General features: G+C 37.0%; 15 protein-coding genes, 1 tRNA gene and 1 rRNA gene. 15 read left to right on the top strand and 2 right to left on the bottom strand.

Features of this window, described 5'->3' with window-relative positions; all coding sequences use genetic code 11:
- Positions 1-2: 2 nt before the first annotated feature.
- The 3 genes from AC4BBR_RS10105 to AC4BBR_RS10095 all read left to right on the top strand — a co-directional run bounded on the left by AC4BBR_RS10105 (position 3) and on the right by AC4BBR_RS10095 (position 2222).
- Positions 3-968 carry an aromatic acid exporter family protein gene (locus AC4BBR_RS10105; RefSeq protein WP_490459427.1) on the top strand — a complete coding sequence of 322 codons (966 nt, stop codon included), beginning with the start codon at positions 3-5 and terminating at the stop codon, positions 966-968.
- Between the two features lies 1 nt (position 969).
- Positions 970-1569 (top strand): bis(5'-nucleosyl)-tetraphosphatase (symmetrical) YqeK, encoded by a 600-nt coding sequence (gene yqeK / locus AC4BBR_RS10100; protein WP_490459426.1) that lies wholly within the window; start codon positions 970-972, stop codon positions 1567-1569.
- A gap of 149 nt (positions 1570-1718) precedes the next feature.
- Positions 1719-2222: an HD domain-containing protein gene (locus AC4BBR_RS10095; RefSeq protein WP_490459425.1), complete on the top strand. Its 504-nt coding sequence runs from the start codon at positions 1719-1721 to the stop codon at positions 2220-2222.
- A 68-nt stretch (positions 2223-2290) separates the two neighbouring features.
- On the opposite strand, the gene AC4BBR_RS10090 is transcribed toward AC4BBR_RS10095, so the two are convergent.
- Positions 2291-3646: an MATE family efflux transporter gene (locus AC4BBR_RS10090; RefSeq protein WP_490459424.1), complete on the bottom strand. Its 1356-nt coding sequence runs from the start codon at positions 3644-3646 to the stop codon at positions 2291-2293.
- Between the two features lie 341 nt (positions 3647-3987).
- On the opposite strand from AC4BBR_RS10090, the gene AC4BBR_RS10085 reads away from it, so the two are divergent.
- The 5 genes from AC4BBR_RS10085 to recQ all read left to right on the top strand — a co-directional run bounded on the left by AC4BBR_RS10085 (position 3988) and on the right by recQ (position 10426).
- Complete coding sequence (locus AC4BBR_RS10085) at positions 3988-5238, top strand: voltage-gated chloride channel family protein (RefSeq protein WP_490462104.1); 1251 nt, start codon at positions 3988-3990, stop codon at positions 5236-5238.
- Between the two features lie 55 nt (positions 5239-5293).
- Positions 5294-5572, top strand: coding sequence for a UPF0223 family protein (locus AC4BBR_RS10080; RefSeq protein WP_490459423.1), 279 nt, complete (start codon positions 5294-5296; stop codon positions 5570-5572).
- 16 nt (positions 5573-5588) lie between these two features.
- Positions 5589-6347, top strand: a complete 759-nt coding sequence (locus AC4BBR_RS10075) for an inositol monophosphatase family protein (RefSeq protein WP_490462103.1) — start codon at positions 5589-5591, stop codon at positions 6345-6347.
- A gap of 203 nt (positions 6348-6550) precedes the next feature.
- Positions 6551-8386 carry a translational GTPase TypA gene (gene typA / locus AC4BBR_RS10070; RefSeq protein WP_490459422.1) on the top strand — a complete coding sequence of 612 codons (1836 nt, stop codon included), beginning with the start codon at positions 6551-6553 and terminating at the stop codon, positions 8384-8386.
- 255 nt (positions 8387-8641) lie between these two features.
- Positions 8642-10426, top strand: a complete 1785-nt coding sequence (gene recQ / locus AC4BBR_RS10065; RefSeq protein ID WP_490459421.1) for a DNA helicase RecQ — start codon at positions 8642-8644, stop codon at positions 10424-10426.
- Between the two features lie 57 nt (positions 10427-10483).
- Here recQ and AC4BBR_RS10060 read toward each other — a convergent pair whose 3' ends face one another.
- Complete coding sequence (locus AC4BBR_RS10060) at positions 10484-11263, bottom strand: ABC transporter ATP-binding protein (RefSeq protein ID WP_490459420.1); 780 nt, start codon at positions 11261-11263, stop codon at positions 10484-10486.
- 157 nt (positions 11264-11420) lie between these two features.
- Between AC4BBR_RS10060 and AC4BBR_RS10055 the strand changes: the two genes are divergently transcribed.
- The 7 genes from AC4BBR_RS10055 (at position 11421) to AC4BBR_RS10025 (ending at position 18583) form a co-directional block, all read left to right on the top strand.
- Positions 11421-11990, top strand: coding sequence for a YceD family protein (locus AC4BBR_RS10055; protein WP_490459419.1), 570 nt, complete (start codon positions 11421-11423; stop codon positions 11988-11990).
- A 56-nt stretch (positions 11991-12046) separates the two neighbouring features.
- Positions 12047-12226, top strand: a complete 180-nt coding sequence (rpmF, locus tag AC4BBR_RS10050; protein WP_010763436.1) for a 50S ribosomal protein L32 — start codon at positions 12047-12049, stop codon at positions 12224-12226.
- Between the two features lie 243 nt (positions 12227-12469).
- Entirely contained in the window at positions 12470-13891 is a 1422-nt protein-coding gene (gnd, locus tag AC4BBR_RS10045) for an NADP-dependent phosphogluconate dehydrogenase (protein WP_490459418.1), read from the top strand.
- Between the two features lie 148 nt (positions 13892-14039).
- A complete protein-coding gene (locus tag AC4BBR_RS10040) occupies positions 14040-14726 on the top strand; it encodes a response regulator transcription factor (protein ID WP_010765234.1) in 687 nt (228 codons plus the stop codon).
- Entirely contained in the window at positions 14723-16237 is a 1515-nt protein-coding gene (locus AC4BBR_RS10035; RefSeq protein WP_490459417.1) for a HAMP domain-containing sensor histidine kinase, read from the top strand. The genes AC4BBR_RS10040 and AC4BBR_RS10035 overlap by 4 nt, the downstream gene beginning before the upstream one ends.
- Positions 16238-16867: 630 nt before the next feature.
- A 16S ribosomal RNA gene (locus tag AC4BBR_RS10030) occupies positions 16868-18428 on the top strand.
- 82 nt (positions 18429-18510) lie between these two features.
- Positions 18511-18583: transfer RNA gene (locus AC4BBR_RS10025), tRNA-Ala, on the top strand.
- The last annotated feature ends 67 nt before the right edge of the window (positions 18584-18650 follow it).

Genomic DNA, 18650 nt, shown 5'->3' with positions numbered 1-18650 from the left:
AAATGAAAATTGGATTACGGACAGCCAAAACAGCTGTAAGTGCAACATTATCGATGATCGTTGCTGGAAGTTTAGAATTATTATATCCAGCTTCTGCTGGAATTATTTCTGTCTTAAGTGTAACAAACACAAAGAAAACCTCTTTATTAACAGGTTTTTATCGATTACTTTCTTTAGCATTAGCGACAGCAATTGCCTATCTTTGCTTTTCTCTCTTAGGATTTAATGCAGTTGCTTTCGGGATGTATTTACTATTATTTATCCCCGCAGCAGTCTATTTTAAATGCTCTGATGGTATTGTAGTAAGCTCAGTACTTGTGACTCAATATCTAATTGAACAAGATTTATCATGGTCAATCATCGGTAATGAGTTTTTATTGATGACGATTGGTGTTGGTTTTGCTTTACTTATGAATCTCTATATGCCTGACACTGAAAAGCACTTGAAAGAAGATCAAGAAGTTATTGAAGCAATGTTTCGTAAACTATTGAATAATATGGCTGCCTACCTAAATCAGCATGGGAAAGAAAAAAATTTATTTGAAAAATGTAATGAGTTAAAAGCGTTTATTCGAACAGGAGAAAATTGGGCAAAAAACCATGCGGAAAACCAATTGATTTCTTCAAATCATTACTATATAGAGTACTTTACGATGCGGCGCTTACAAAGCAATAGTTTAAAAGACATGCTGCGGATTTTGGAAAATATTATCGTTGAACCGGAGCAAGTAGGGAATATTCAAGAGCTATTACAGTATACCGCGGAGACCTTTGCAAAAAATAATGACGGACAAGATATCTTGGATAGAATTACTCAAGTTTATGAAGCTTATCGAAAAAAAGAATTACCTAAGACAAGGGAAGAATTTGAAAATCGGGCGCAACTATTTCAATTTTTACAGGTATTCCAATCCTTTATAGAAATTAAAGCCGAGTTTGCAAAACATCAGAATGAAGGAGAAAAGTAGCATGAATCAAGTTAAATTTAATTGGCCCAAGCTTACTGAAGAGATGTACAACGACATTAGACTATACTTAGGCAAGACACATCAATTAGTTGCAAATCATTCCATTGAAGTTGCAATATGCGCCAAGAAATTAGCCGAACGTTTTAACGAAGATCAGCGCGCAGCTGAAATTGCAGGATTACTACATGACATTAGTGCAGCTATTCCAAATGGGGAAAGAATTGAGCTTGCTGAATCATTCAAAATAGATGTATTAGATGAAGAACGAAAGCTTCCGATGATTATCCATCAAAAGCTTTCGAAGTACATGGCTAAAGAAGTATTTAGAATAACTGATGAATCAATACTCTCTGCTATAGGGTGTCATACTACATTAAAAGTAGAATTTTCTAAGTTAGATATGATTGTTTTTTTGGCAGATAAAATTAAATGGGATCGCTCAGGAGAACCTCCATATTTAAAAGAACTATTACTTGCTTTAGACATCTCTTTGGAAAAAGCTTCACTGATCTATCTAGATTATTTATCTAATTCCGAACCAATAGTTATCCATCCTTGGGCAAAACATGCGCAAGAGAAACTGAGAAAAGTCACAAGCTAAGATGCACAAAGGTATCTATTTATAAAGCAAATGTTAAAGTTTAGTTACGGAATTCAAAAATCCTAGTATTTAGAAAATCAAGATGCTATACTTTTATTAAGTTAAAAAAATAGAAACATTAAGTCTCTAAAAAGGTGGAACCCAAATTAATGACTGAAAAATGGCGTGAAGATCAAGAATATATGTCTTATGTGGAAGATTTGTTGGCAACGGAAGAAGTACAACGTTTAGGAAATTACACGCAGCATGTTCACTCAACTCGTTTAGATCATTCAATCAGTGTTTCTTACTATAGTTATAAATTAGCTAAAAAATGGAAGGGCGATGCTAGAGCTACAGCTCGTGCTGGACTACTCCATGATTTGTTCTACTACGATTGGCGTACAACAAAGTTTGACGAAGGCTCTCATGCATACGTGCATCCGAGAATTGCAGTAAAAAACGCTGAAAAACTAACAGAGCTTTCAGATTTAGAACGCGATATTATCATTAAACATATGTGGGGTGCAACAATTGCTCCACCAAAGTATAAAGAAAGTTACATTGTTACGATGGTAGATAAATATTGTGCAGTCAAAGAAGCTTCTGAGCCAATGACGAATTCAGTTAAAGCAAAGTGGCGTCACTATTTTCCTAGAAAACAATCTGCGTAATAAAAAATCGATCGATTTTCTTTTAGAGAATCGATCGGTTTTTTTCGATGTGTCAACGGAGATGAAAACTACTGTTTTTCAATTAGTTGTTCCTGTTCTAAGTTTTTTAATCGCCTAATTGCTTTGAAATATGAGGCAAGCAGTACAATTACGGAACCAGCCCAAGCAAGAGGAGAGGCTAAAGCTGCCCCTAGAAAGCCTAACGTAGCGGTTAAAAAAATTGCTGCAAATGAGCGCATAATCAACTCCATGATACCAGCTAATGTAGGAATCACACTTTGTCCAAGACCTTGAAGCGTATAACGTATAATAAATAAAATTGCTAATAACCAATACATACTTCCGTTGACGTTAAAATAAACTTGAGAAAGATTGAGTACCTCTGTTTCTTTTGCACTAACAAACAGGGTGACTAAATTTTGACCAAAAAGAATTACAATTCCACCAGCTAAAAGACTAAAACCAATACTCATTACTAAACATTGATTAACACCTTGTAAAATTCTTTTGTATTTTTTTGCTCCATAATTTTGGGCAGTGAAAGTTGCCATTGCGATACCAAAAGACATCATCGGTTGAGTGGCAAATTGTTCGATTTTCCCTGAGGCGGCTTGAGCTGCTACGACATCAGTTCCTAAACTATTTAAAGCAGCTTGTAAAATAATTGCGCCGATTGCAATTATTGAGGATTGAAAAGCCATTGGTAGAGCAATATTTAAATGAACTTGAAGCTCACGTTTATCAATGGAGAAATCTTTTTTTCGTAATTGAAGGTTAGGAATTTTCCAACGAATATAAATTATACACAAGATGCTGGATATGATTTGGGCTGTAACAGTCGCGATACCAGCACCAGCAACTCCCATATGAAAAGTAAGAATCAAAATTAAATCCAGTACAACATTAATAATACTAGCAATGATTAAAAATAGAAGGGGAGTTCGGCTATCCCCTAAAGCTCGAATTACGTTGGATAATAAGTTAAACGCCATCGCAGCAAAAATTCCTGCGAAAATAATTGATATAAACGTTTGCGCATCCTCAATGATTTCTGGCGGTGTTTGCATAAGTTGAAGCATTGGTTGAACAAAAATCAAACTTAACGCAGTTAAAACTATCGTTACGATCCCACTAATAACGATTCCCGTTGCAAAACTTTTTTTAACCCCACGATAATCCTGTCCACCAAAGCGTTGTGACGTCAAAATCGAAAGGCCAGCTGTCAATCCTTGAGCAAAACCAATAATTAAAAAGGTGATACTTCCAGTTGATCCTACAGCTGCTAACGCATCTTTTCCTAATGTTTGTCCAACAATAATCATATCCGCCATGTTATAAAACTGTTGGAAGATATTGCCAATCAATAATGGAATTGTAAAGAAAAAAATCAGTTTTGCTGGATTGCCGTGTGTCAATTCTTTCAAGGAGAACATCCTTTCATTTTTAGAGAACAATCCTTCGATAGGCTTTCTCTAAAGTTTTTTCAAAAACAAACAATGAAATTTATTGAAATCAATAAAGTAACGCTATTGAAAATTTCCTATTCATAGTAGCATAATAAGGAGGTTTTGCAAGTGCTTTAGCAAGGTCGATTGATATTTAATTTAAATCTCTTCATTTTCCGTTTGTTGTAAGATAAAAAATCCTTTTTTTCTCGTTTCTTTAAGAAAAAATTGTTATAATTGATCAATATCGATCTAAGCCATGATAATATAGAATAAGTGATGCATTTAAAAGAGGTGATCAAGTGAAAAGTGAACTAAATATGCCTATAAAAATTAGTATTTACATGATCAAGTGGCTGACGATCGCTTCGTTGATAGGCTTAATAATGGGCACCTTGTCGGCTTTTTTTTTGAAAAGTTTAGATAGCGTGACACAAATTAGGGTAGACAACCGTTGGCTTTTATTTCTACTCCCGATCAGTGGGGCTGTTTTTGCATTTCTTTATAAGAAATTTGGAGGAAATGCACTTCGAGGAAATAATCTTGTGATCGATCAAGCCAACGGTGAACAAGAAAATATTCCGTTACGACTCATTCCGCTAACCTTATTTGGTACAATCACAACGCATTTATTTGGTGGTTCAGTGGGACGTGAAGGAACGGCGGTGCAAATGGGTGGAGCAGTAGCAGATGCAGTAGGACGTCTATTTCGATTGAATAACTTCGAACGAGAAATCGTGATTATCAGCGGTATCAGTGCAGGTTTTAGTTCTGTTTTTGGGACGCCTTTAGCAGGGACGATTTTCGGATTAGAGGTTTTAATGATCGGTCGTTTAAGGTCAGATGGGCTTTTCCCAAGTTTTTTTTCAGCTTTTTTTGCAAATATGGTTACTGAATCATTTGGAGTGACGCACACACATTACAATATGGGACAAATTCCTAATTGGTCGCCTGTGTTATTCATTAAAATAATCGTTGCAGGCATTTGTTTCGGTCTAGTTGGATGGTTATTTAGCCGTTCGATTGTACGTATTAAAAAAATATATGCAAACTGGGTTGAAAATGTCATTTTGCGAAATTTCATTGGCGGAATTGTTATGGTCGCCGCAGTTTCTATATTACAAACTCAACGATATCTTGGATTAAGTTTACCACTGTTAAAAGATGCATTTAATGGAGAAAATTATTGGTTTGATTTTCTCGGAAAACTTTTTTTTACAGTATTGTCGTTAGGAGCAGGTTACCAAGGTGGAGAAGTGACGCCTTTATTTGAAATAGGTGCAACATTAGGAAGTAGTTTAGCATTAATCCTGCACTTGTCGATCCCGTTTTTAGCTGGATTAGGTTTTATCGGTGTTTTTGCTGGCGCAACGAATACGCCGATTGCATGTTTTGTTATGGGAATCGAGTTGTTCGGAGGAGAGGCGGCATTGTTTTTCTTTATGATTTGTTTGATCAGTTATATGTGTTCTGGTAACGCCGGAATTTATTCAGCTCAAAAAGTAGAAATAGAGAAAGGCGTTCTATTTTTACCCATTTTAACAAACTGGCAAAATAAAAGAAGGAAATAGTAGAATATAGAAAGAAATTCTTAGCTTATGATAAACTAGATGGTGAGGTGAAAGTATGAAAGAGTATCAATATCCTTTAGATTTAGATTGGACTACAGATGAAATGGTGATCGTTACTAATTTGTGGTCGGCAGTAGAACAGGCAAATGAAATAGGAATTGACACCAAAACGTTTTTGAATACATATAAAGAATTTAAAAACGTCGTTAAAAGTATCGGAGAAGAAAAACGCTTAGGAAATGAGTTCCAAAAGGCATCTGGCTATTCGCTATATCGAACGCTTCAACAAGCTAAAAAGCAAAATTTTGGTAGATTGAAATTAGGAGCTGATTAAATTGAGTTCAGAAAAAATGATTCTTGATATAAAAGAATGGTTGAAAGAAGCGGCGGACTATATTCGTGTAAGTATGACTAATGAGCTTTCTATTTCGCAAAAGGCTGGTAGGACGGATTTAGTCACAAATATTGACGAAGAAACGCAGTCATTCTTTATTAAGAAAATCAATCAATATTACCCAGAAGATCGAATTTTGGCTGAAGAAAAAGGATTTGATACGATTGATTCTTTCTTAGGTCGTGTGTGGATCATCGATCCGATTGATGGTACGATGAATTTTGTAATGGAACGAGAGAACTTTTGTATCATGATCGCTGTTTATGAAGAAGGTGTTGGACAGCTAGGGTTTATATACGACGTGATGAAAGATGATTTATACTGGGGTGGAAAAAATCGTGGTGTTTTTCTAAATGACCAACGATTACCCGAGCCAAAAGATATCTCTATATCAGAAGGTTTAATTGGGATGAATGCCTATATGTATAGAAAAAATCTATATTCTGCTGGGGAAATTGGTCATGCAAGCATGGGAATCAGAGTCAGTGGGTGTGCAGGCATAGAATTGATCGCTATGCTTAAAGGCAATCACATGGGGTATATTTCCAACTTAAGTCCGTGGGATTATGCTGCTGGACTAGTTTTGCTAAATGAGATTGGATTCAAATATTCTAATATAGAGGGAAAACCATTAGGCTTTGATCAACGAGAGTACTTTTTAGCTGCTACACCTACAGGGTATACTGAAATTCAAGAAAAATTTATTCACAAATAGAAAAGTATTTCCTAGCCTTTTAAAAGAAACCATTGCTTTTTTTCAGTAAATGTGTTATTTTTTTCAAAAAAAGGCAATAAAATATGAAGTTTTCACAACTTTTGAAAGCTTTAGACTATATTTCATGAAAAAAGTTTGGTATAATAAACAGTCGGATTTATATGAACAAGTGACGTAAGGCAAAAGGATAAGGAGCAATTACATTGAAATACAGAGAAGATATTAGAAACGTGGCAATTATAGCCCACGTCGATCATGGAAAAACAACATTAGTAGATGAACTTTTAAAACAATCAGATACTTTGGACGGACACACACAATTACAAGAACGTGCGATGGATTCAAATGCTATTGAAAGCGAACGAGGAATCACGATTTTAGCCAAAAATACTGCAGTTGATTATAAAGGTACTCGTATCAATATTTTGGATACGCCTGGACATGCGGACTTCGGTGGTGAAGTAGAACGTATCATGAAAATGGTCGATGGTGTCGTTTTAGTTGTTGATGCTTATGAAGGAACAATGCCTCAAACACGTTTTGTATTGAAAAAAGCATTGGAACAAAAAGTAACACCAATCGTTGTTGTAAATAAAATTGATAAACCTTCAGCGCGTCCTGAACACGTTGTGGATGAAGTCTTAGAATTATTTATCGAATTAGGTGCGGATGACGATCAATTGGACTTCCCTGTTATTTATGCATCAGCATTAAATGGAACGTCAAGTGATTCTGATAATCCAGACGATCAAGAACCAACAATGGCACCAATCTTTGATCAAATTATTGAACACGTACCAGCACCCGTTGATAATTCAGATGAACCATTACAATTCCAAGTATCATTATTAGATTACAATGATTATGTTGGACGTATCGGTATCGGCCGTGTGTTCCGTGGAACAATGAAAGTAGGCGACCAAGTTGCTTTGATGAAATTAGATGGCAGCGTGAAGAACTTCCGTGTGACTAAAATCTTTGGTTTCTTCGGACTACAACGTGTTGAAATCAATGAAGCAAAAGCAGGCGATTTAATTGCCGTTTCTGGTATGGAAGATATCTTCGTTGGTGAAACAGTTGCGGATGTAGCGCACCAAGAAGCGTTACCAATCTTACACATCGATGAACCAACATTGCAAATGACATTTTTAGTCAATAACTCTCCATTTGCTGGTCGTGAAGGTAAATACGTAACTTCTCGTAAAATTGAAGAACGCTTAATGGCAGAATTACAAACAGATGTATCATTGCTTGTAGAACCGATTGGACCAGATTCTTGGACTGTATCGGGTCGTGGTGAATTACATTTATCAATTTTGATTGAAAATATGCGTCGTGAAGGATACGAATTACAAGTGTCACGTCCAGAAGTTATCGAACGCGAAATTGAAGGTGTAAAATGCGAACCGTTTGAACGTGTTCAAATTGATACTCCTGAAGAATACATGGGTAGTGTTATTGAATCATTGAGCTTACGTAAAGGTGAAATGCAAGATATGATTCACACTGGTAATGGTCAAATTCGTTTGATTTTCTTAGCACCAGCTCGTGGTTTGATCGGTTACACAACTGAATTCTTATCAATGACTCGCGGATACGGTATCATGCATCACACATTTGACCAATATCTACCAATGATCCAAGGAACAATTGGTGGACGTCATCAAGGTGCGTTGGTTTCAATTGATACTGGGAAAGCAACGACTTACAGTATTATGAGCATTGAAGAACGTGGAACAGTCTTTGTAGAACCTACAACTGACGTTTACGAAGGTATGATCATTGGTGAAAATAACCGTGACAATGACTTGACTGTAAATATCACAAGAGCCAAACAAATGACTAATGTTCGTTCTGCTAATAAAGACCAAACCTCTGTTATTAAAAAAGCTAAAATTCTTACTTTAGAAGAATCTTTAGAATTCTTGAATGAAGACGAGTATTGTGAAGTGACGCCAGAAAGCATTCGTTTGAGAAAACAAATTCTTAACAAAAATGAACGTGAAAAAGCTAGCAAAAAGAAAAAAGTAGCGGAATAAGCGAAGGCACTGAAAGATGGAACAAGACTTAAACGTTTTGTTTCATTTTTTTTGTGGACAACTTCTTAACAAATAAAGTGAAAAACTGCGTATCTTAATATAGAATCCTTGATAAATGGCGGGTTCAATTTTAGTGAAAATAATACTATGTTTCACGTAGTGCAAATTGTTTCACAAACGAGGAGAATCCTTCCTTGAATTGCCTTATTGTGCATGCTAAAATAACAACCAGATACAAAGAATGGAGAAAATTTCATGATTGACATCAAAGGCTTATTAAAAGAGAAATTTGGATACGACGAATTTCGTCAAGGACAAGAAGAAATCATCAATCATGTTTTACATAAAGAAAATGTTTTAGGGATCATGCCGACTGGTGGCGGTAAGTCCATTTGTTACCAATTACCAGCGCTTGTACTAGAAAATCTGACATTAGTCATTTCACCTTTGATTTCATTGATGAAAGATCAGGTTGATGCTTTGAATATGATGGGGATTCCTGCAACGTTCATCAATAGTACGATTTCGCAGCAGGAAATGAATAAACGAGTTCAAATGGCCGTTAATCGTGAGGTTAAGCTTTTATATATAGCTCCTGAACGTCTGGAATCATTTGATTTTCAGCAGTTATTGTTACATGTGCCTATTGATTTATTAGCAGTAGATGAAGCACACTGTATTTCTCAATGGGGGCATGATTTTCGTCCAAGCTATTTACGACTAGCTGAAATTATTGAACAATTTCAGCAGCAGCCTTCAATTATTGCGCTTACGGCTACTGCAACACCTCAAGTAGCGGAAGATATTCTTACACAATTACATATTCCTAAAGAAAATCAGATACAGACAGGTTTTGCTCGGGAGAATCTATCTTTTCAAGTGGTTAAAGATCAAAATCGAGATGTTTTTCTTTTAGAATATTTAAAGTTGAATCAAGGACTATCGGGTATTGTTTATGCAAGCACGCGAAAAGAAGTTGAACGGATCTATCATTTACTTCAAAGTAAAAAGATACCCGTTGGCATGTATCACGGTGGTATGAACGAAAAGGAGCGAAATCATAATCAAGAAGAGTTTTTATTTGATAAACTTCAAGTAATGGTTGCGACGAATGCATTTGGTATGGGGATCAATAAAAGCAATGTGCGATTTGTGATTCATGCACAAATTCCTGGAAACATAGAGTCTTATTATCAAGAAGCTGGACGCGCTGGTCGAGATGGACTCCCTAGCGATGCTGTGTTACTTTATGCACCGCAAGATCTTCAAATTCAGCAATTCTTTATTGATCAATCCGAAATGACGATCGATTATAAACAAAAAGAATACATGAAATTAAGAGAAATGTCCCAATATGCCAATGTGCAAATGTGTCTGCAAAAATTTATTTTGCGTTATTTTGGAGAGAAAGGTTCAGATTGCGGTCGTTGTTCTAATTGTTTAGACGAGCGAGAATTAGTAGATATCACAGTGGATGCTCAAAAAGTTTTGTCTTGCGTGAAACGAATGGGTGAAAAGTTTGGTAAGGGGTTAGTTGGAAAAGTACTGACTGGTTCTAAAGATCAAAAAATCGATCAGTGGCATTTTCATCGTCTTCCTACTTATGGTTTGATGAAGGACAGAACACAAAAAGAAGTGAATCAATTGATTGATTATCTAACATCTGAAAGATATTTAAATCCTTCAGATGGCCAATATCCATTACTATCTGTTTCGAAAACAGGGGTTCAAGTTTTATTAGGCCAACAGAGCGTATTTAGAAAAGAAGACCAACGTGTCCGCAAAGTTGTTGTGAATGATGGGCTCTTTGAAACATTAAGAGAATTACGTATGGATCTAGCCCAAGATGCTGGAGTACCGCCATATCTAATTTTCTCAGACAGTACATTGAAAGAAATGTGTGAAAAACTCCCTAAAAATTCAATTCAATTACTACAAGTCAAAGGTGTAGGCCAAAATAAATTGGATAAATATGGAGAAAAATTCTTAGCAGCAATCGAAACATTTAAACAGACCGAAGAAAAAGATGTAAGTAATTAGTGCAGATTGACTAAAAAAGGTAGAGCAGAACTCTACTTTTTTTAGTATCATTCTCTATTATTTGGGATAAACAGCAAAACGTTCATCTTTCAATTGGATGATTTGGATCGGTTCGGCGTAAAAATCTGCGAACTTTTCTTCATTAAATAGTTCTGCTTGTGTTCCTTTGGCAAAGATTTCGCCATCTTTCAACAACATCAAATGCTTAAAACAAGGCAGAATTTCTTCAGTATGATGTGTGACATAAAGCAATGTAGGATGATTCTCTTGCTTAGCAATCTGCTGAATTTGAGACAATAGCTTTTCTCTAGCAAATAAATCTAAGCCATTGCAAGGTTCGTCTAGAATCAACAATTCTGGGTTGGTCATCAAAGCTCTTGAAATTAAAACCAATTGACGTTCTCCTTGAGATAAAACTTCATATTTTTTCCCGATAAGCGACTCACCGCCAGCATTTATTAAGATAGCTTTTGCTTGTTCCATTTCTTCTACAGTATAGTGCTGATAAATCCCGATACTGGCGAATTTACCAGAAAGTACAATTTTTTCGGAAGTTTCGCCATTTTTCATACGATACTGTAAAGCTGTACTAACCCAACCTATACGCCGTTGAAGTTCTGGTATTGAGGTTTGTCCAAATACTTGATCTAAGACCTTTAAATCTCCTTTTGATGGCCATAAATAGCCACAAATCAGCTGTAAAAGCAGTGTTTTTCCTGCGCCATTCAATCCAATAATAGCCCAATTTTCAGAAGTTTCTATAGACCAATTCACGTTCTTTAACAACGTTTTATTCTCCCGAATAAAAGAGACATTTTTAAATTCAAAAGCTTTCATACGAACTCCTCCTTTCTTTTATTTTACCATTAAAAATTAAGAATAGGATAGAGCTACCTGAAAAAGATGGAATAAGAAAACACTGTCAAGAAAATTTCATTGACAAAGCTTTCAAACCCTTGTATAATTGCTTTTGTTGCGTTATGAGGTGATGAATATGAAATGGTCTTTACTAGAACTAAACAAATACAAAGACGAACCCTGTGAATTTTCAGAGACACTTGATTTAAAAGCATCTTTGATGAAAAGAGATAATCTAATTCTAGATGTTAGTCCTATCAAAGCAACCGGGATGTTAACAGTAGGAAAAGAAGAGTATTTACTTCACTATAGAATCGATGTTATTGTAACAGTTCCATCTTCACGTTCTTTAACACCTGTTCCTCTTATGCTTGCGCTTGATGTGGATGAGGTTTTCATGACTTCTGAACAGTATCAGCAAAGAGATGAATGTTTGGCAGATGAAGAAATCATCTTATTGGAAAAACCAACGATCGATTTAGATGAGTCAGTCGAAGATAACATTCTTTTGTCTATTCCAATTCAAGTATTATCAGAAGAAGAACAAGAAAGTCAAGATATGCCAAAAGGCAATGACTGGGAAGTTCTATCAGAAGAAGATTATGCACAGAAAAGACAAGCTGAAGCACAACAAACAATGGATCCTCGTCTTGCTAAATTATCTGAATTGTTCAGTGAAACATCTGATGAGAACGATAAGCAGTAGGATTGGAATATATCGTGCATTTTATGCGCACATCTTTACAAGGAGGTGGAACACCAATGGCAGTACCAGCTAGAAGAACTTCAAAAGCTAAAAAGGGCAAACGCCGTACTCATTACAAATTAACGATTAAAGGTTTGAATGCATGTTCAAACTGTGGTGAAATGAGAAAAAGCCATCACGTATGTCCAGCATGTGGTCATTACGATGGAAAAGACGTAATCTCTAAAGAAGCATAAAACATTTTTTAGAAATGTTAAAATCCCCTAGGCTAACCATGGAGCCTAGGGGATTTATTTTATTTAACGAGGATTTTTCTGATCGATATTTTTCTGTAATTGTCCAAAATTAAAAAAATAAATATGAATTAATCAAATTAATCGAACTATTTTGTTTTCATATCAAGCATTCTACGTTATAATGATGTAGATTATAAGAAAACTCTAATGAATTTCTTTTCAAAGATAGTGGGAGGATACAAGATGACAAAACAACAATTTGGCGTAGTCGGAATGGCCGTAATGGGAAAAAATTTAGCCTTAAACATCGAAAGTAGAGGATACTCAGTTGCTCTATTTAATCGTACAGGTTCAAAAACCACGGATGTCGTTGAAGAGCATCCAGATAAAAGTTTTAAAGCGACTTATACAATTGAAGAGTTTGTAGACTCTATTGAAAAACCACGTCGTATTATGCTGATGGTTCAAGCGGGTTTTGCAACCGATGCAACGATTCAAGAGTTATTACCTCATTTAGATAAAGGGGATATTTTGATCGACGGTGGGAATACATTCTTTAAAGATACGATTCGTAGAAATGAAGAACTGGCTAATTCAGGAATCAACTTTATCGGAACTGGTGTTTCAGGCGGTGAAGAAGGTGCATTAAAAGGCCCATCAATCATGCCAGGCGGTCAAAAGGAAGCCTATGAATTAGTCGCTCCGATTTTAGAAAAAATTTCAGCTAAAGCAGAAGATGGCGAACCCTGTGTGACGTATATTGGCCCTAATGGTGCAGGTCATTATGTTAAAATGGTGCATAATGGAATCGAATATGGCGATATGCAATTGATTGCTGAATCTTATGATTTAATGAAAAATATTCTTGGTGTCTCTGTAGATGAGATGGCTGAAATTTTCAAAGAATGGAATCAAGGAGAGTTAGATAGTTATCTCGTAGAAATCACAGCAGATATCTTAACACGAAAAGACGATGAAGGAACAGGCAAACCAATCGTTGATGTGATCCTGGATGCTGCTGGTAATAAAGGAACAGGTAAATGGACAAGCCAAAGTGCGTTAGACTTGGGTGTTCCACTACCATTGATTACCGAATCTGTTTTTGCCCGTTTCATTTCTGCTTATAAAGATGAACGTTTGAAAGCCAGTAAAGTGTTAGCTAAGCCTGAAGCTCCTGCCTATCAAGGGGATAAAAAAGAACTGATCGAAAAAATTCGTGAAGCTCTTTATTTCAGTAAAATCATGAGTTACGCACAAGGATTTGCTCAATTACGTGTCGCTTCTGAAGATTATGGGTGGGACTTACCATTTGGTGAAATCGCTAAAATCTGGCGTGCAGGTTGTATCATCCGTGCTCAATTTTTACAAAAAATTACAGACGCTTACGATAAAAATTCTACAATTGAAAACTTGCTATTAGATGAGTACTTTATTGATATTACAAAAAAATATCAACAATCTGTTCGTGATGTTGTATCGATCGCTGTTCAAGCTGGCGTTCCAGTTCCAACATTTGCTTCAGCTATTGCTTATTATGACTCTTACCGCTCAGAACGCTTACCAGCGAATTTGATTCAAGCACAAAGAGATTACTTTGGGGCTCATACGTATCAACGTGTTGATAAAGAAGGTACTTATCACTATAGTTGGTATAACGAACAATAATCTGTTTGAAAACCATGGGATTCAAAGATTTCTCATGGTTTTCTCTCTGCTATATGGGTGAAATAGGTTGTTACTAGCTTTTTGAGTTAAAAGTGGGTATAATGGGTAGGCTTTAAGATAGCTTTTAAAGAGAAAGGACAAATAACCAATGAGTAATATTCTAATTATTGAAGATGAAAAAAACTTAGCGCGCTTTGTAGAATTGGAGCTGAAACATGAGGGTTACACTACGGAGGTTCACTACAATGGACGTACTGGTTTAGAAGCGGCTTTAAATAATGATTGGGACGCTATCCTTTTAGATTTGATGTTGCCTGAATTGAACGGGCTTGAAGTTTGTCGACGTGTACGCCAAGTGAAAAATACACCAATTATCATGATGACAGCAAGAGATTCTGTGATTGATCGTGTATCTGGTTTAGATCATGGAGCAGATGATTATATTGTAAAACCTTTTGCTATAGAAGAGTTATTAGCACGTTTACGTGCATTACTTCGCCGAATCGATATCGAAGGTGATAAAAATGTAGCAAAACAAACAACGATTACGTATCGTGATTTAACGATCGAAAAAGAAAATCGTGTTGTTCGCCGCAATTCTGAAATGATCGAATTAACGAAACGTGAATATGAATTACTATTAACTTTAATGGAAAATGTAAATGTTGTATTAGCCCGTGATGTGCTATTAAATAAAGTATGGGGGTACGAAACAGAAGTCGAAACGAATGTTGTCGATGTTTATATCCGTTATCTACGTAACAAAATTGATGTTCCAGGCGAGGAGAGCTACATTCAAACTGTTCGTGGAACAGGCTATGTGATGCGCTCGTGAGAACAATAAAAATAAAAAAAGCAGCAAAAAAAGAACTGAAGGGGCCTTCTTTGACAATCAAGTGGGCTTCCGCAAGTTCTTTCTTCATATTTGTTGTATTTACTATATTTGCAGTGATTACTTATAAGTCTTCCGTCAACCTTATTGTTGAAAAAGAACGAGAAAATGTAGAAAGAACAATTGCAGAAGTGGGCAATCGACTAGCGAATGCGAATGAGAACCTTACTGTATCAGATGTCTACGAAAAGTTAAAAACACCGAGTGTTGATAAAAATGATTTAACAAATAAAAAGCTATCTGTAGAAGGATCATTGATGGAAATGGATACCATGCTTTCTGAACTCGGACAGCCAGCGTTGTTCTTATCTATTTACGATACAAATGGAATTTTAGTATTTGAGACGCAAAAAGCACAAAATCAGCTACTAAAAAAAAAGAAACAATACGTTGAGATTAAAACATTAAATGATAAAACAGGGTTTCTGAGCATTCAACCAGTCTATTCAAAAGAAAATAGGGAACAGATCGGTTATATTCAGACGTTTTATGAGTTGTCTTCTTTTTACGATATCAGGAATCGTTTATTGCTAACCTTAATCATTTTGGAAATTGTTTCATTTATTTTAAGTAGCATATTAGGTTTTATCTTATCTTCGTATTTCTTGAAGCCATTGAAAGTTTTGCGAGATACAATGGATACAATTAGAAAAGATCCGCAATCAGATATACACATGCCGGACATTCATTCTAATGATGAGCTAGCAGACCTTGCGGAAATATTTAATGAAATGTTGGACCGCATGAGACGATACATTGAGCAGCAAGAGCAATTTGTAGAAGACGTATCTCATGAGTTACGTACGCCTGTAGCAATTATCGAAGGACATTTGAATTTATTGAATCGATGGGGAAAAGAAGATCCAGAAGTTTTGGATGAGTCGTTAGAGGCTAGTTTGCAGGAAATAGTCCGGATGAAAAGTTTAGTACAAGAAATGCTGGATTTATCTCGTGCTGAACAAGTTGATATTCAATATTCAAATCACACATCAAATGCTAAACAAGTTGTTTACCAAGTATTTAATAATTTCAAAATTTTATATCCAGATTTTGTTATTACTTTAGATGATGACTTATTGCATGAAGTGACGCTAGGGATTTATCGAAATCACTTTGAACAGCTTTTAATCATTATTTTGGATAATGCAGTAAAGTATTCAACGGCTCGTAAAGAGGTTCATATTTCTATTTCAAAAACACTAAATGAATTTGAAATTGCTATTCAAGATTTTGGTGAAGGAATTCCAGAAGATGATTTAGATAAAATTTTTAATCGTTTTTATCGAGTAGACAAAGCTCGAGCCCGTAATAAAGGGGGGAATGGATTAGGTTTATCAATTGCTAAGCAGTTGGTAGAAAATTATAAAGGAAGAATTGATGCAGAAAGTGTTGTTCATCAAGGAACCATTTTTAGAATCTATATCCCGATAATAAATAAAAGCAAAAAAAAGTAGAGTAGGGGGAGACTTCTACTCATTTTTTTATTATTTAACCGAATAATCAATTTATTATAGCGTGAAACGCTAAAGAAAAAACGAATGTTCAAATGAAATTTATTTTATTTGTTCGCTAAGAAAAAAAGAATCAGTATGTAGGTATTTTCTAGTTGCATTTTTTGATAAGTATTGTTATATTTATACATGTTCTGAGGATTACTTGTTACTTTAATAAAAAGAAAAAATCTTATTTTTTTCTTCTTGACGAAAGGAATGTAATCGTGATAGAATAACGTGGCTGTTAATTGGAAATGACTAAAAAGACTTGGGGAATAAGAAGAAAGTTGTTGACAAATAACAAACAACCTGATAAACTAATGAAGTTGTCGCAAAACATTCGATAACATCAAGCAGAAAAAAACTTTGAAACTTTTTTTGAAAAAGTGTTGACATCGAATCAGAGATTTGATATGATATAAAAGTTGCTGCGAGGTAACACAGTAGACCTTTGAAAACTGAACAAAGTAAGACGAACCAAATGTGTAGGTTGTTTTTACAACGGTAAAAACAAACAACAATTTTTAACAAAGCGAAGCAATATGCTAGCAACCAAATGAGCTTAACAATCTTCGGATTGTGTTCAACTTTTATTATGAGAGTTTGATCCTGGCTCAGGACGAACGCTGGCGGCGTGCCTAATACATGCAAGTCGAACGCTTCTTTTCTACCGAGTGCTTGCACTCATTTGAAAAGAGGAGTGGCGGACGGGTGAGTAACACGTGGGTAACCTACCCATCAGAGGGGGATAACACTTGGAAACAGGTGCTAATACCGCATAATAGTCAACACCGCATGGTGTAGATTTGAAAGACGCTTTCGGGTGTCACTGATGGATGGACCCGCGGTGCATTAGCTAGTTGGTGAGGTAACGGCTCACCAAGGCCATGATGCATAGCCGACCTGAGAGGGTGATCGGCCACACTGGGACTGAGACACGGCCCAGACTCCTACGGGAGGCAGCAGTAGGGAATCTTCGGCAATGGACGAAAGTCTGACCGAGCAACGCCGCGTGAGTGAAGAAGGTTTTCGGATCGTAAAACTCTGTTGTTAGAGAAGAACAAGTAGGAGAGTAACTGCTCTTGCCTTGACGGTATCTAACCAGAAAGCCACGGCTAACTACGTGCCAGCAGCCGCGGTAATACGTAGGTGGCAAGCGTTGTCCGGATTTATTGGGCGTAAAGCGAGCGCAGGCGGTTTCTTAAGTCTGATGTGAAAGCCCCCGGCTCAACCGGGGAGGGTCATTGGAAACTGGGAGACTTGAGTGCAGAAGAGGAGAGTGGAATTCCATGTGTAGCGGTGAAATGCGTAGATATATGGAGGAACACCAGTGGCGAAGGCGACTCTCTGGTCTGTAACTGACGCTGAGGCTCGAAAGCGTGGGGAGCAAACAGGATTAGATACCCTGGTAGTCCACGCCGTAAACGATGAGTGCTAAGTGTTGGAGGGTTTCCGCCCTTCAGTGCTGCAGCTAACGCATTAAGCACTCCGCCTGGGGAGTACGACCGCAAGGTTGAAACTCAAAGGAATTGACGGGGGCCCGCACAAGCGGTGGAGCATGTGGTTTAATTCGAAGCAACGCGAAGAACCTTACCAGGTCTTGACATCCTTTGACCACTCGAGAGATCGAGCTTTCCCTTCGGGGACAAAGTGACAGGTGGTGCATGGTTGTCGTCAGCTCGTGTCGTGAGATGTTGGGTTAAGTCCCGCAACGAGCGCAACCCTTATTGTTAGTTGCCATCATTCAGTTGGGCACTCTAGCGAGACTGCCGGTGACAAACCGGAGGAAGGTGGGGATGACGTCAAATCATCATGCCCCTTATGACCTGGGCTACACACGTGCTACAATGGGAAGTACAACGAGTCGCTAGACCGCGAGGTCATGCAAATCTCTTAAAGCTTCTCTCAGTTCGGATTGTAGGCTGCAACTCGCCTACATGAAGCCGGAATCGCTAGTAATCGCGGATCAGCACGCCGCGGTGAATACGTTCCCGGGCCTTGTACACACCGCCCGTCACACCACGAAAGTTTGTAACACCCGAAGTCGGTGAGGTAACCCTTGTGGAGCCAGCCGCCTAAGGTGGGATAGATGATTGGGGTGAAGTCGTAACAAGGTAGCCGTATCGGAAGGTGCGGCTGGATCACCTCCTTTCTAAGGAATATTACGGAAACTTACACATTCGTCGATACTTTGTTCAGTTTTGAGAGGTTTACTCTTAAATTAATAGCATTATGGGGCCTTAGCTCAGATGGGAGAGCGCCTGCTTTGCACGCAGGAGGTCAGCGGTTCGATCCCGCTAGGCTCCATTAGTAACCGTTAGGTTATTAAGATTGTTCATTGAAAACTGGATATTGAAGTAAAAAAGTAATCAAA

The organism is Enterococcus sp. AMC1251 (genome assembly GCF_058216535.1).
The sequence above is the reverse complement of the archived record's forward strand: the minus strand, read 5'-3'. Positions and strand labels throughout refer to the sequence as shown.